At 74.3% G+C, this 12,584-nt stretch carries 13 protein-coding genes and 1 pseudogene; 7 read left to right on the top strand and 7 right to left on the bottom strand.

Annotation, left to right across the window (positions count from 1 at the left end; genetic code table 11):
• Positions 1-2: 2 nt before the first annotated feature.
• From DMB38_RS00815 to DMB38_RS00800, 4 genes are all read right to left on the bottom strand, one after another.
• Entirely contained in the window at positions 3-575 is a 573-nt protein-coding gene (locus DMB38_RS00815) for a DUF6328 family protein (protein WP_240661883.1), read from the bottom strand.
• A gap of 29 nt (positions 576-604) precedes the next feature.
• A complete protein-coding gene (locus DMB38_RS00810) occupies positions 605-1,306 on the bottom strand; it encodes a GNAT family N-acetyltransferase (RefSeq protein WP_125933494.1) in 702 nt (233 codons plus the stop codon).
• Between the two features lie 77 nt (positions 1,307-1,383).
• A complete protein-coding gene (locus DMB38_RS00805) occupies positions 1,384-1,707 on the bottom strand; it encodes a hypothetical protein (protein ID WP_047014326.1) in 324 nt (107 codons plus the stop codon).
• A gap of 6 nt (positions 1,708-1,713) precedes the next feature.
• Positions 1,714-2,349: an ATP-dependent Clp protease proteolytic subunit gene (locus DMB38_RS00800; protein WP_047014325.1), complete on the bottom strand. Its 636-nt coding sequence runs from the start codon at positions 2,347-2,349 to the stop codon at positions 1,714-1,716.
• Between the two features lie 82 nt (positions 2,350-2,431).
• On the opposite strand from DMB38_RS00800, the gene DMB38_RS00795 reads away from it, so the two are divergent.
• Positions 2,432-2,740, top strand: a complete 309-nt coding sequence (locus tag DMB38_RS00795) for a type II toxin-antitoxin system Phd/YefM family antitoxin (RefSeq protein ID WP_125933493.1) — start codon at positions 2,432-2,434, stop codon at positions 2,738-2,740.
• A 52-nt stretch (positions 2,741-2,792) separates the two neighbouring features.
• Here the strand turns inward: DMB38_RS00795 and DMB38_RS00790 are convergent, their stop codons facing one another.
• Positions 2,793-3,059, bottom strand: a complete 267-nt coding sequence (locus DMB38_RS00790) for a hypothetical protein (RefSeq protein WP_125933492.1) — start codon at positions 3,057-3,059, stop codon at positions 2,793-2,795.
• A 189-nt stretch (positions 3,060-3,248) separates the two neighbouring features.
• Between DMB38_RS00790 and DMB38_RS00785 the strand changes: the two genes are divergently transcribed.
• From DMB38_RS00785 to DMB38_RS00760, 6 genes and pseudogenes are all read left to right on the top strand, one after another.
• Complete coding sequence (locus tag DMB38_RS00785) at positions 3,249-3,617, top strand: YciI family protein (RefSeq protein WP_125933491.1); 369 nt, start codon at positions 3,249-3,251, stop codon at positions 3,615-3,617.
• Positions 3,618-3,619: 2 nt separating this feature from the next.
• The gene (locus DMB38_RS00780) at positions 3,620-4,846 is read left to right on the top strand and encodes a sigma-70 family RNA polymerase sigma factor (protein ID WP_125933490.1); all 1,227 of its coding nucleotides are present in this window, start codon (positions 3,620-3,622) and stop codon (positions 4,844-4,846) included.
• A gap of 130 nt (positions 4,847-4,976) precedes the next feature.
• Entirely contained in the window at positions 4,977-5,495 is a 519-nt protein-coding gene (locus DMB38_RS00775; RefSeq protein ID WP_125933489.1) for a cupin domain-containing protein, read from the top strand.
• A 192-nt stretch (positions 5,496-5,687) separates the two neighbouring features.
• Complete coding sequence (locus tag DMB38_RS00770) at positions 5,688-7,922, top strand: MMPL family transporter (protein WP_125933488.1); 2,235 nt, start codon at positions 5,688-5,690, stop codon at positions 7,920-7,922.
• Positions 7,923-7,927: 5 nt separating this feature from the next.
• A pseudogene (locus tag DMB38_RS00765) lies at positions 7,928-9,225 on the top strand (sensor histidine kinase).
• Complete coding sequence (locus tag DMB38_RS00760) at positions 9,222-9,914, top strand: response regulator transcription factor (protein WP_125933487.1); 693 nt, start codon at positions 9,222-9,224, stop codon at positions 9,912-9,914. The pseudogene DMB38_RS00765 and the gene DMB38_RS00760 overlap by 4 nt, the downstream one beginning before the upstream one ends.
• A 3-nt stretch (positions 9,915-9,917) precedes the next feature.
• Here the strand turns inward: DMB38_RS00760 and DMB38_RS00755 are convergent, their stop codons facing one another.
• Both DMB38_RS00755 and DMB38_RS00750 read right to left on the bottom strand, forming a co-directional pair.
• A complete protein-coding gene (locus DMB38_RS00755; RefSeq protein WP_125933486.1) occupies positions 9,918-11,114 on the bottom strand; it encodes an FAD-dependent monooxygenase in 1,197 nt (398 codons plus the stop codon).
• Positions 11,111-12,493, bottom strand: a complete 1,383-nt coding sequence (locus tag DMB38_RS00750; RefSeq protein WP_240661881.1) for an MFS transporter — start codon at positions 12,491-12,493, stop codon at positions 11,111-11,113. The genes DMB38_RS00755 and DMB38_RS00750 overlap by 4 nt, the downstream gene beginning before the upstream one ends.
• Positions 12,494-12,584: the final 91 nt, after the last annotated feature.

Genomic DNA, 12,584 nt, shown 5'->3' with positions numbered 1-12,584 from the left:
GCTCAGCGCCCCTTGCCGTCCTGCCTCGCCGCACGCGCGGCGATGCTCCTGCTCAGACCCCACGGCAGCGCCGCCCACAGGCCCGCGATGAACACCAGCACCGACGCGCCCGCCGCGACCCCGGCCGGGCGCCCCAGGACGACGTCCACCACGAGCAGGACGGCCCCGGACAGCGCGAACGCCAGCACCCCGAGACCCGCGGCCGCCAGCCGCGAGGAGACGTCGACGATGCGGCGCTTCACGTTCCGCCGGAACAGCCCCCGGTGCACGGCCGCGGGCGCGGTGAGCAGCACCGCCGCGGCGACGGAGAGCAGCAGGGTCGTCACGTACGTGCCGCGCTGCAGCGAGTCCAGCTCGGTGAAGCGCTGGGTGAAGGCGAGGGTCAGCAGGAAAGCGAAGAGGATCTGTACGCCCGTCTGCGTCACCCGCAGCTCCTGGAGCAACTCCACGAAGTTGCGGTCGTCCCGCTCCAGCGCGGTCTCATGGCGCGCGTACGTCGTATCCGCAGCCGTATCCGGCGCCCGCGCGGCAGGTGCCGCCGTGCCGTGCCCGTCGTCGTTCCGGTCTCGGTCCATGCCCTTCCCGGTTGCCCGCTCCGCCCGTTCTACTCCTCGTCTACCACCAGCAGCGCCTCCGCGCCCGCCGGCCGGAACCCGGCGGCCAGGAACGCCCGTACGCTCGCCGCGTTGCCCGGGGCCACCTGCGCCCACAGCGGCTCGCCCGGCGGGACCAGGTGCCGGGCCGCCGTCGCCAGCCGCCGCCCCAGCCCGCGCCCCTGCGCCTCCGGCTCGACCTCCACGGCGGCCTCCCAGCGCCCGGCGACGCCGCGGCCCAGCAGCACGGTGGCGCCGGGGACGGTCCAGGCGCGTACGCCGTCGCGGTGACGCAGGGCGCGGCGCAGCCGGGGGTGGGTGCCGTCGGCGTCGGGCGCGAGGGGCAGCGGCGGCGGGCCCGGCAGGGGGTCGGCGACCAGCAGGGCGTCGATGTTGTTCACGGTGCGGCCCAGGCGGGCGCCGAGAGCGCCGAGGAACGGCGGGTTGAGCGGCGCGGACAGGTCGTCCGCGGGCAGCAGGCCGCGTATCCACGCCGGGTCGGCGTCGGCGAAGACGACGTGGCTGCCGGTGAGGGCGAGGACGCCCGCGTCCCGCGGCGACGGCTGCGGGAGGACGGTGACCGCGCCGTCCGGCGGCGGGAAGTCGCCGCGGGCGGCCGCGGCCAGCAGCGCGGCGAGCCGGCCGCCGTCGGGGCCGCCGGTTCCGTACCCGGGCGTCGTCAGCGGTGCGGGTTCGACGGGCTGTGGAGGCATGGCGGCTCGCTCTCGATGGGCTGCGGGCGGAACGCGGTCAACCTATCCGGCCGTACGCCGCCCGCCCCGCCCGCCCGTCACGGCGCCCCGCCGGGCCCCTGCGGCCCGGGCGGCACCGCCACCAGCCGGGTGCGCCGCTCCCCGTCGAGCACCCGCAGCGCACGCGCCATGGTCGCCGCGTGGATCTGCGTCTCGCGCCGCTCGTGCATGAGCGCCAGCGCGTCCCGCAGCCCGACCGCGGTGCTCACCAGCGCCTGAGCGGCGCGCAGGCCGGTATACGTGTCCGTGCCGCGCGCCGGGTTGATCCTGCCCAACTGGTCGACGGCGTCCAGATAGCGGTCGATCACCTCCGACTCCGCGCGCGTGAGCGCGGGCAGCGGCGGCAGTTCTGGCGGCAGCACGGTCGCTCACCTCCCGTAGTGCGCGGTGCGCGTGCCCTTGCGGCTCTCGGTCATCCGGTCGGCCAGCCCGTAGGCGATGGCCTGCTCGGCGTCGAGGATCTTGTCGCGCTCGATGTCCTCGCGGATCTGCTCGATCGGCGTCCCGGAGTGCCTGGCGAGCAGCTCCTCCAGCAGCGCGCGGTGCCGCAGCAGCTCCCGGGCGTGGATCTCCAGGTCGCTCGCCTGCCCCTCCACCGGTTCGGCGAACGACGGCTGGTGGATGAGCACGCGCGCGCCGGGCAGCACGTACCGCTTGCCGGGGGTGCCGGCGGCCAGCAGCACGGCGGCGGCGGAGGCGGCCTGCCCGAGGCAGACGGTCTCGATGTCGCTGGTGACGAACTGCATGGTGTCGTAGATCGCCGTCATCGCAGTGAACGAGCCGCCCGGCGAGTTGATGTACAGCGAGATGTCCTGGTCGGGGGCGGCGTGCTCCAGATGCATGAGCTGGGCCATCACGTCGTTCGCCGACGTGTCGTCGACCTGTGTGCCGAGGAAGACGATCCGCTCCTCCAGCAGCTTCGAGTACGGATCCTGCGTGCGCACCCCGCTGCTCGTCCGCTCGGTGAACTCCGGCAGCACGTAGCGCGCCGTGGGGCTGTCCATGGCCGTCGGCACCTCTCCCTCTCTGGGTTTCATGATCCTCGGTGCAAAATGTACAGGACGTACATCCGGTTATGCTGGGAGCATGGCGTACGAAATTCCGGTGACGCAAGCCCGCGCAGAACTGGCCGACTTGATCAACCGCGTGGTATACGGCGGCGAGCGGGTCGTGGTCACGCGTCACGGCCGGCCGCTCGTAGCCCTCGTTTCCGCCGCCGACCTGGAAAAACTCGACGAGTTGGAGAACCCGCCCGCCGAGGAGCAGGTCATCACCACCGTCTCCGGCGTCCACACCGCCCACCCCGCCGGATCTGCCACGGGCGAACGCCGCTTCGGCATCGCCGCCGAACACCGCGCCCCCGGCACCCGTGCGAGCGGGGAGGGCACCGCCTAGCCGCAGGAGGACGGCACGTCCACGTGCCCCTGTGCCGGGGGGAGCGAACGCGTCAACTCCCGTGCTGCGAGGCCAGGGTGGACCCCTCGGGCTCCGCGGCCGTCGACGGGGCGAGGCGGCGGGTGGCCGCGGCGACCGCGAAGGCCGCCACCGCGGCCCCGGAGACGCCGGTGGTCTCCGCGAGGAACGGCACGATGTAGGTGAGCGCGGCGTACGTGGACGCGAAGACCGTGGCGCGGCACGTTCGTGGCCGTGATCGTGCTCGCGGGCGCCGCCCTGGCCGCGGTCGCGTGCCGCGGGGGCGTTCCGAGGTACTCACGAGTCCTCCTTCTGACGTGGCGGCACCGGGTGTGCCGCCTGCTGCCCGTGGTCGGCGGCGTATCCGGGAACCGGACACGGCTGCCTGGTAGGAATCGGTGGGAGGCGGCGTGTCCGGTTCGGCGCGGTGGCTTCGACCAGGGGGTGAACGGCGGGACGAGGCGTTCCGCCCGGCGACGAGGAGCGAACCGTGAAGTACCTGCTGATGATCTACGCCTCGACCGAGGAGTGGGAGGCGCTGAGCGAGAGCGAGCACGCGCGGATGGACGCGGACTACGAGCAGTTGCTGGCCGATTGCACGGCCTCCGGAGAGTGGCTGGCCGGGGATCCGCTGGCGGGACCGCCGGCCGGCAGGGCGGTCCGGGTGCGGGACGGGCGGACGCTGGTCACCGACGGTCCGTACCTCGAACTCAAGGAGCACATGGCGGGGTACTGGCTCGTCGACTGCGAGTCCATGGACCGCGCCGTGGAGATCGCCGCCCGGTTCCCGGACGCGCGGCACTGGGGCGTCGAGGTCAGGCCGCTGCTCGGCCCCGGCGGCGCGGCCGACGACCTGTAGCCGTGGTGACGGACGCCCGGCTGGAGGCGCACCTGCGGGAGCTGCTCCCGCAGGTGCTGGCCGCGCTCACCCGGCGTACCGGCGACTTCGACCGGGCCGAGGACGCGGTGAGCGAGGCGATGCTGGCGGCAGCGGAACAATGGCGGGCCGAGGGCGTGCCGGCCGACCCCCGCGCCTGGCTGGTCACGGTCGCGAGCCGCCGCCTGACGGACATGTGGCGCGCGGATTCCGCGCGCCGGAGACGCGAACTCAGGGCCGCCGAGGCGGAGGCGCGGCTGACGGCTCCCGTGGAGTACGCCGCGGACGACACCGCCGACCTCCTCTTCCTGTGCTGCCATCCGGATCTGTCGCCGGCCTCCCAGGTGGCGCTCACCCTGCGGGCGGTCGGCGGGCTGACCACCGCCGAGATCGCCGCGGCGTTCCTGGTGCCGGCCGACACGATGACGCGGCGCGTCTCCCGCGCCAAGCGGGCGGTTGCGGCAGCGGACGGCGGATTCGGGGTCCTGGATGCCGCGACCAGGTCCGCGCGGCTGCCGAGCGTGCTGCGCGTGCTCTACCTGATCTTCAACGAGGGCTACTCGGCCGCCACCGGGGCGGAGCTGGCGCGGGTGGAGCTCTCCGGCGAGGCGATCAGGCTGACCCGCCGGCTCCGGGAGAGCCTGCCGGAGCAGTCGGAGCTGGCGGGCCTCCTCGCCCTGATGCTGCTCACCGACGCCCGCCGCCCGGCGCGGCTCGACGGCGACGGCAGGCTGGTGCCGCTGGAGGCACAGGACCGCGGGCTGTGGCGGCGGGAGCTGATCGACGAGGGCATCGCGATCCTCACCGAGGTCCTGCCGTGCCCGCCGACCGGGCCGTACCAGCTCCAGGCGGCGATCGCCGCCGTCCACGACGAGGCGGAGCTCGCGCGGGACACCGACTGGCCGCAGATCCTCGGGCTCTACGACCTCCTGGAGCGGCTCGACCCCAGTCCGATGGCGCGGCTCGGCCGCGTCGTCGCCCTCGCCATGGTCGCGGGCCCCCGGGCCGGCCTGACCGCCTGCGAGGAACTGGCCGGCGAACTGGGCGACCACCACCGGTGGTTCGCCGTACGCGCCCACCTGCTTCAGGACGCCGGCGAGGCGCGGGCCGCCGTGCGGGCCTTCCGCGAGGCGGCGCGGCGCACCGCGAGCCTGCCCGAGCGCGACTATCTGACCCGCCGCGCCGACCGGCTCAGCGCGGAGCAGAAGTGACGTGCCACGACCGCGGCGTAGGTCCGCGGGCCTCGGCCCGGCGGCCCGGCGAAGACCGTCCGGTCGCCCGATGCCGCCCGGACGGCGCCCGGGAAACGATGCCGGAGAACCAGCCGGAAGGAGCACACCCATGTCGTACCCCGAAGACCTCGTCTACCCCGAGCCCCGCTACCACGGTGAGCGGGGCGAGGTGAACGCCACGTTCCGGCCGGCCGGCAGCCCGCCGGACCTCACCTCGCCCGGCGGCTTCACCCGCTATCTCGCCACCGAGGAGTCGACGGGCGGCGAGTTCGGGCTGTACGACGTGCAGCTCGGCCCGCGCTCGCCCGGGGCGAAGACGCACTTCCACAAGGCCATGTCGGAGTCCTTCTACGTGGTCTCCGGCGAGCTGGAGCTGTACGACGGCGACAGGTGGGTGACGGGGCGCGGCGGGGACTTCCTGTACGTGCCCGTCGGTGGGCTGCACGCCTTCAGGAACGCCACCGACGACCCCGTCCGCGTGCTCATGCTCTTCTCCCCGGGCGCCCCGCGCGAGGAGTACTTCGAGCGGGTCGCGGAGATGTCGCGGCGCGGCGGCGAGGAGCTGAAGCAGTTCCGCATCCGGCACGACAGCTTCTTCGTGGAGGACTTCGAGGACGACGCGGAGTAACCGCCGGGTGCCCCCGGCCCGGGCGCGGTCCGTGGTGCGCAGGCACCAGGCGACGCCGCCGTCTGGTCCGGGCGCACCAGACGAGAACGGCCACGGCAGACGATGTCCCGGCAGCCGCCGGACGGGAGTGTGGGTAAGGCGCGGGATCCCCGCGCTTTCCCCCTTCCTACGGGTGTCTGGAGTGATCGAGAAGTGGCCACTTTTCTGTACCGGATCGGGCGGTGGGCCTTCCGGCGGCGCCGGCTGGTCGGCGGCACCTGGCTGGTCGCCCTGGTGCTGGCCGGGGCCGCCGCCGCGGCGGCGCCGGCCGGGGAGGAAGAGGACCTCTCCATGCCCGGCACCGAGTCGCAGGAGGCGTTCGACCTGCTCGACGAGCGCTTCCCCGAGAGCAACGCGCAGGGCGCCGAGGCCCGCCTGGTGTTCCAGGCGCCGGACGGGCAGCGGGTGACGGCCCAGGAGCACAAGGCGGCCGTCGCGGACGCGCTCGACTCGCTGGCGGGCGGTGGCCAGGTCGCGTCCGCCACCGACCCGTACGAGGCCGGTGACGTCAGCAAGGACGGCACCATCGCCTACTCCACGATCACCTACACCGCGGACGCCGTGGACCTGACCGGGCCGGCGAAGAGCGCCCTGGAGGACGCCGCGGACCAGGCCAGGGACGCCGGGCTGACCGTGGAGATCGGCGGTTCCGCGCTGGACGCGGAGGAGGAACCGGGCGGGACGACGGAGATCATCGGCGTGGCGGTGGCCGCCGTGGTGCTGGTCCTCGCCCTCGGCTCGCTGGTCGCCGCCGGGCTCTCCCTGCTGACCGCGTTCGCGGGTGTGGCCATCGCCTTCGGCCTGGTCTCCGCGCTGGCCGTGCCGCTGGGCCTCACCTCCACCGTCGCCATCCTGGCGCTGATGCTGGGGCTGGCGGTCGGCATCGACTACGCGCTCTTCATCACCTCCCGGTTCCGCGACGAACTCGCCCGGGGCAGCGAGCCGGAGGAGGCCGCCGGCCGGGCGGTGGGCACGGCCGGGTCCGCCGTGGTCTTCGCCGGCGCGACGGTCTTCATCGCCCTGGTCGGCCTGGGCGTCGTCGGCATCCCCGAACTCACCAAGATGGGCATGGGCGGCGCGGGCGCCGTGGCGCTCGCCGTGCTCGTCGCGCTCACGCTGGTGCCCGCGATGCTCGGCTTCGCCGGCCGGCGGGTGCTGTCCCGGGCCGCCCGCAAGGCCGCCCGGCGGGCCGGCGAGCGCCCGCACGCGGTGCCTCCCGCATCGGGCCGGCCCGGTCTCGGCGTCCGCTGGGCGCGCTTCGTCCTGCGGCGTCCCGTGGCCGTGCTGCTGGTCGCGGGACTCGGCCTCGGCGCCGTCGCCGTACCGGCGCTGGGCCTCGAACTCGGGCTGCCGGGGGACGAGTCCAAGTCGGTCGAGACCACCCAGCGGCGCGCCTACGACCTGCTGTCGGAGGGCTTCGGCCCCGGCTTCAACGGCCCGTTGACCGTGGTCGTCGACACGTCGGAGGCCGCGGACACCGAGGCCGCCACCGGACGGGTCGCGGAGACCGTGCGGGACCTGGACGGCGTCGCGTCGGTCGGGGACCCGGTACTCGACGAGGCCGGGGAGACGGCCCTCTTCACCGCCGTCCCCAAGACCGCGCCGAACAGCGGCGAGACCAAGGACCTGGTGAACTCGATCCGGGACGAGGCCGCCGGCGTCGAGGCCGACATGGGTGCGGAGGTCCTGGTCACCGGCACCACCGCGATGAACATCGACATCTCGGCAGCCATGTCGGACGCGCTGCTGCCGTATCTGACCGTGGTCATCGGCCTGGCGGTGCTGCTGCTGACGGTGGTCTTCCGTTCGATCCTGGTCCCGCTCAAGGCCGCCCTCGGCTTCCTGCTGTCGGTCGGCGCCGCCTTCGGCGTCCTCGTCGCCGTCTTCCAGTGGGGCTGGGGAGCGGACCTCCTCGGCATCGAGCAGACGGGCCCCGTCATGTCGCTGATGCCGATCCTCATCATCGGCATCGTCTTCGGCCTCGCCATGGACTACGAAGTCTTCCTCCTCACCCGGATGCGGGAGACCTACGTCCACGGCGCGTCGCCCGGCGAGGCGATCGTCCACGGGTTCCGGCACAGCGGCCGGGTGGTGGCCGCCGCGGCGATCATCATGATCAGCGTGTTCGCCGGATTCGTCGGGATGAGCAGCCCGACCATCCAGACGATGGGCGTGGGCCTGGCCGCCGCCGTCGCCTTCGACGCCTTCGTGGTCCGGATGGCGATCGTGCCCGCGGTCCTGGCGCTGCTCGGCCACCGGGCCTGGTGGCTGCCTCGTATCCTGAACCGTGTGCTGCCGAACGTGGACATCGAGGGCGAGGCGCTGAGCAGGCGGGCCCCCGCTCCGGTGAGCGGGTCGGTGCCGCGGCTCCCCGCCGGCCGGTACTGACCGGCATGACGAACCCGGGCGACGGCGGCCGGCGACCGCGCCGTACCCGGTGGCGGGAAGCGGCGGTCACGGCGACGGCGTTCACGCTCTGCCTGCTCGGCGGCGTGGTGCAGGTCGACGACACGCTGACCGCGCCGCCCGCCGCCGCCTACCTCATCGCCGTGGTGTCCTGTGCCGTGCTGCCCGTACGGCACAGGGCGCCACTGGCCGCGCTGGCGGCCACCACCGCGGCCGGGTTGCTGGTCCCGCCGCTGGGCCTCCTGCTGAGCCCGCCGATCATGGCCCCCGCCGTGATCGCCGCCTACGCGTACGCGCTCCACGCCCGTACCGAACGGCGCGCCGCGGTCGTGGTGTCGCTCGCGTCCGCGGCGCTGCTGCTCGCCGCCACCCCCTGGTTCGAGGAGCTGTCCTGGCAGGACGCGAGCCGGATGGGCTCGGTGGCGGCGTTCCCGATGGTGGCAGGCGTCCTCGGGCACTCGGCGCACAACCGGCGGGCCTACCTGGCGGCCGTGGAGGAGCGGGCCAGGCGGGCGGAGAAGAGTCGGGAGAGCGAGGCGCGCCGCCGCGTGGCCGAGGAGCGGCTGCGGATCGCCCGCGAGCTGCACGACCTCGTGGCCCACCAGATCACCCTGGCCAACGCGCAGGCCACGGTCGCGGCCCACCTCTTCGACTCCCGCCCCGAGCAGACCCGCAAGAGCCTCACGGAGCTGGTGAGGACCACCAGCGATGCGCTCGACGACCTGCGTGCCACGGTCGGGCTGCTGCGCCAGTCAGGGGACGCGGCCGAGCCCGCGGAACCGGCGCCCGGGCTGTCCCGGCTGCCCACGCTCCTCGACTCCTTCGGCCGCGCGGGTCTGGAGGTGTCGCTGGAGCAGGAGGGTACGGCCAGCGCGCTGCCGCCGGGGGTGGACCTCACCGCGTACCGCATCGTCCAGGAGGCCCTGACCAACGTGACCAAGCACGCCGGCACCGGCAGCGCGCGGGTGCGCCTTGTCTGGAACCGTGACCGCCTCACCCTCACCGTCGCCGACGACGGCCGCGGCGCCCGTACGGGCCCGGACGCCACGGCGCCCGAGCGCCAGCCCGGCTACGGTCTGATCGGGATGCGCGAACGCGCCACCGCGGTCGGGGGCACCTCTCCGCGGGCAGCCGTCCCGAGGGCGGCTTCCTCGTCTCCACCGAACTGCCCCTCCCGGCGGCCAGGGACACGGCGCGCGGAACGGGCGCCGACGAGGCAGGCGACGAGAGGCACGACGCGGCAGCCGACGCGGAAGAAACCGAAGAGACGGGAGAGGCGCAGTGACGCTACGGGTGCTGCTCGCCGACGACCAGGCGCTGCTGCGCGGTGCGTTCCGGATGCTTCTCGACACCGCCGACGACATCACCGTCGTCGGCGAGGCCGCCGACGGCAGGGAGGCCGTGCGCCTCACCCGCGAACTGCGCCCGGACGTGGTGGTGATGGACATCCGCATGCCCGACGTCGACGGCCTCACCGCCACGTCGGAGATCGCCGCGGACCCGGAGCTGCGCGGCAGCCGCATCCTGATCCTCACCACGTACGAGACGGACGAGTACGTGGCGCAGGCGCTGCGCGCGGGGGCCGGCGGCTTCATCGGCAAGGGCATCGGGGCCGAGGAACTGGTGGACGCCGTCCGTACGATCGCCGCGGGCGACACCCTGCTGTCGCCCGCCGCGACCCGCTCGCTGGTCGCCCGCTTCCTCGCCACCCCGGACGACGCCCCGCGGCACCACCCGGAACGGCTCGCCGTGCTCACCCCGCGGGAACGCGAGATGGTGGCGCTGGTCGCCACCGGCCTGTCCAACCAGGAGATCGCCGAGCGGATGTTCCTCAGCCCCTTCACCGTCCGCGCCCACGTGCAGCGCGCGATGACGAAGCTGGAGGCCCGCGACCGGGCCCAGCTCGTCGTCATCGCGTACCGCACGGGCCTGGTGCGGGCCACGCCCGATGGCGACGGCGACCGCCCGGCGTGAGCGTCACGGCCGCGCCGTGAACTCCGGCAGCGCCAGCGCCTCATGGGCGGGACGCGGGGGCGCGGCCGGCATCGTGCCGAGGCCGCGCAGCGCGGCGTTGCGGCGTTCCAGGGCGCGGGCCGTGGTGGGGAAGAGCGTGGCGTCGCCGACGTCGACCAGCGCCTGGTTCGCGGCGACGAAGTCGCGCAGGCCGCGCTCGTAGGCGGCGAACGCCCGCACGTGATCGGGGTGCGCGGCCAGCGCGTGGGCGAGCATGTACGCGCCGGCCAGCGCCAGGCTGGTGCCCTGTCCCGTCAGGAACGAGGGCGCGTACGCCGCGTCGCCGACGAGCGCGACCCGGCCGCGGGACCAGCGCGGCATCCGGATCTGCCCTGCGGTGTCGAAGAACGGGTCGTCCGCGGCGCGCAGGGCCCCGACGATCGCCGGAACCTCCCAGCCCGCGCCCGCGAAGGCTTCGGCGACCAGCTCCCGCTGGGCGTCCGGGTGCCGAAGACCGTCGAGCGGCGGGTGCGGCCGGTGGAAGGTGAGGAAGGCGTGCAGGTCGTCGTGCGCGCCGACCGCGTAAAGGGCGGCGGCCCTCCCCGGGGCGTTCCACATCACCACCTCGCGGGCGAGCCCGAAGGTGTTCGGCATGGTGAAGAGGGCGAACCAGTAGCCGAGATAGCGGTGGAACCGCTTCTCGGGGCCGAACAGCGCCTCCCGGGTGCGCGAGTGCATGCCGTCCGCGCCGATCACCAGGTCGTACGTCCGCCGCAGCCCGCTGCGGAAGGTCACGTCGGCGCCGCCGCCGGACTGGTCCAGGCGCTCGACGGAGTCGCCGAAGCGGAACTCCACGTCGTCCCGGACGAGCGCGTACAGGCGCGCGGCCAGATCCCCGCGGCGTACCTCCAGGTCGCTGCCCTGCGCATCGCCGGTGACGGCCCGTGCGCCGACCGCGGCCACCTCGCCGCCGTCGGCGTCGAGGAAGGTGAAGCGGCGCGCGTCGATGTGCGCCTCCCGCAGGTGCGGGAGGATGCCCATCCGCCGCACCACTTCGACCGCCGTGCCGCGGACGTCGACCGGATAGCCGCCGGCCCGCAGTGCGGCGGCCCTCTCCACCACCGTGACGGCGAATCCGGCCCGGTGCAGCCAGTACGCCAGCGCGGGTCCTGACACACTCGCGCCGGAGATCAGCACCGTGCGCTTCCCGTTCGTACTCATACGCGGGCTCCCTTCTTCGTGATACGGACAGCGAGCAGCGACAGCGCGGCGACGACCCCGGCGACGGCGAATCCCGTGGTGAACGCCGACTCGGCCGGCAGACCCGCGGGGCCGGTGCCGGCGTCGAGGATCGCGCCGGCGATCTGGGCGCCCAGCGCGACGCCGATCACCCGCGTCACCACGAGCAGACCGGTGGCGATGCCGGTGTCCCGTGGGTCGACGGCCGCCGCGGTGTGGGCGACCAGCGCCGTAGTGCCGACCCCCGCGGCGAAGGCCGTCAGCACCTTCGCGAGGACGAGGTGCCACGCCGACGAATGCAGCGCGGCGAGTGCGGTCATCGTCGCCGCGGTGACGACGGCGCCCGCGAGAACCACGGCGCGCGGCCCGAACCGGCGCGCCGCGAGCCCGCCGACGGAGTCGCTCACCGCCCCGGCGATGGCGCCGGGGAGCAGGTACCAGCCGATGCCGGTGGTGTCGGCCCCGAAGCCGTACCCGCCGGCCGGCAGCGCGAACAACTGCGGCAGCAGGAAGACCACCATCCCGAGGCTGCTGGTGATGACGAACGTGAGCAGGCACGCCTGCCACATGACGGGCCTCGCCAGCATGCGCAGGTCGACCATCGGCGAGACCGCCCGGCGCTCCACGGCGACCCACCCGGTGGCGAGGACGACCACGAGCACGGCGAGGGCGCCGATCGCGTACGGCGGCAGGCTGTGCCGCGCCACCGACACGAGCCCGACCATGAAGGCGAGCAACGTGCCGCTCAGCAGCGCGACTCCGGGCCAGTCGATCCGTTCGCCCGAGGCGGCCGGCGGATCGTGCGGCAGCAGCCGGGCCACGGCCGGCGTCGTCGCGACGACCGCGATCGTCGGCAGCAGGAACATCCACTGCCACGACAGGGCGTCCGCGACCGGCCCGGCGAGCATCGTGCCCGCGATGCCGCCGCCGGTGAAGAGCGCGATGACGAAGCCGATGGCGGCCTGCGACTGCGCCGCCGGGAGGTGGGTGCGTACGAGGATGAACGAGAGCGGCAGCGCGCCGACCATGACGCCCTGGAGCACCTGGCCCAGCAGCAGCACCGGCAGGTTCGGTGCCAGACCGGCCAGCAGACCGCCGGCCGACACCAGGGCCATCAGGGCGAGCAGCACCCGCTTCCCGCCGTAGCGGTCGCCGAGCTTGCCCGCGACGGGGGTGACGACCGCGCCGGTGACGAGCAACGTGTTGGCGACCAGCGCCCCTTCGGAGGGGCTGACCCCCAACTTCCGCTGCAGCAGCGGGAGCGCGGGCTCCACCACCGACTGCAGGGTGCCGAGGGCCAGGGCCAGTAAGCCGAGGGCGCCGATCGGCAGCCACCCGATACGGGCAGGGGGAACCGCCACCTGTGGATCACTCCAGATACCGTGGGGAAGGGAGGAAGCGCGGTTTGGGCGCGCTTTCCACACTTCCTTCCGGCGCCCCGAGGGGCATCGT

Origin of the sequence: Streptomyces sp. WAC 06738 (assembly GCF_003945505.1) — a bacterium.
Taxonomy (GTDB): Bacteria; Actinomycetota; Actinomycetes; order Streptomycetales; family Streptomycetaceae; genus Streptomyces.
This window is presented reverse-complemented; position numbering and strand designations above follow the sequence as displayed.

Excerpts from the sequence above, each read along its gene's own strand:
- DMB38_RS00775 (WP_125933489.1), top strand. The coding sequence starts at position 4,977 with ATGTCGTACCCCGAAGACCTCGTCTACCCCGAGCCCCGCTACCACGGT.
- DMB38_RS00800 (WP_047014325.1), bottom strand. The coding sequence starts at position 2,349 with ATGGACAGCCCCACGGCGCGCTACGTGCTGCCGGAGTTCACCGAGCGG.
- DMB38_RS00755 (WP_125933486.1), bottom strand. The coding sequence starts at position 11,114 with ATGAGTACGAACGGGAAGCGCACGGTGCTGATCTCCGGCGCGAGTGTG.
- DMB38_RS00795 (WP_125933493.1), top strand. The coding sequence starts at position 2,432 with ATGGCGTACGAAATTCCGGTGACGCAAGCCCGCGCAGAACTGGCCGAC.
- DMB38_RS00810 (WP_125933494.1), bottom strand. The coding sequence starts at position 1,306 with ATGCCTCCACAGCCCGTCGAACCCGCACCGCTGACGACGCCCGGGTAC.
- DMB38_RS00815 (WP_240661883.1), bottom strand. The coding sequence starts at position 575 with ATGGACCGAGACCGGAACGACGACGGGCACGGCACGGCGGCACCTGCC.